1 protein-coding gene is annotated in these 1098 nt (G+C 62.4%); it reads left to right on the plus strand.

Going from position 1 to position 1098, the window contains the following annotated elements; translation table 11 throughout:
- Positions 1-1098: DNA topoisomerase (locus tag A2I95_RS41265; protein WP_291738065.1), on the plus strand; the 1098-nt coding region annotated here is incomplete at both ends.

Below are 1098 nucleotides of genomic sequence, written 5' to 3' on the forward strand. Positions count from 1 at the left end.
CCCGCAACCCCTCTGCCCCGTTCATGACCTCAACCCTGCAGCAGGAAGCCAGCCGCAAGTTCGGCATGGGTGCGCGCCAGACCATGAATGCCGCGCAGCGCCTGTATGAGGCGGGCCACATCACCTATATGCGGACCGACGGCATCGACATGGCGCCCGAGGCGGTGCAGGCCGCCCGTGCCGAGATCGAAACCCGCTACGGCGCTGAATATGTGCCCTCCTCACCGCGGATCTATAAAAACAAGGCGAAGAACGCCCAGGAAGCGCACGAATGTATCCGTCCCACGGATATGAGCCGCGACGCGGCCAGCCTGAAGGTGACGGATGATGATCAGCGCAAGCTCTATGACCTGATCTGGAAGCGCACGCTGTCGTGCCAGATGGAAGGTGCCCGGCTGGAGCGCACCACCGTCGATATCGGCTCGGATGACAAACAGGTGGTGCTGCGCGCCACCGGCCAGGTGATGCTGTTTGACGGCTTCATGCGCGTCTACGAGGAAGGCCGCGATGATGTCGCCGACGAAGACGACAAGCGCCTGCCGCAGATCATGCAGGGCGAAGCGCTGAAGTTTGCATCCTCGCTGGCCGCGCAGGCTGACAAGGCCGGCAAAGAGGCGTCCGTGCTCTCTGATGACGGCGCTGTGCTGGCGCTGCAACACCACACCCAGCCGCCGCCGCGTTACACCGAAGCAACCTTGGTCAAGCGGATGGAAGAGCTTGGCATCGGCCGCCCCTCGACCTATGCGTCCGTGATCACCACGATCCAGGACCGCGAGTATGTCCGCAAGGACAAGAACCGCCTGTTCCCCGAGGACAAGGGCCGGATCGTCACCATCTTCTTGCTGAATTTCTTCCGCAAATACGTCGGCTATGAATTCACCGCCAACCTGGAAGAAGAGCTGGATGACGTCAGCGCCGGAAACGGCGACTACAAGGAATTGCTGGGCAAGTTCTGGCGCGATTTCTCGGCGGCCATTTCGGAAACCTCCGAGCTACGTATCACCGAAGTGCTGGATGTGCTGGACGCGGCACTTGCACCGCAGCTCTATCCGCCGCGCGAAGACGGCACCGACCCGCGCGTCTGCCCCAAATGCGGGG

This window comes from Leisingera sp. F5 (assembly GCF_001593695.1).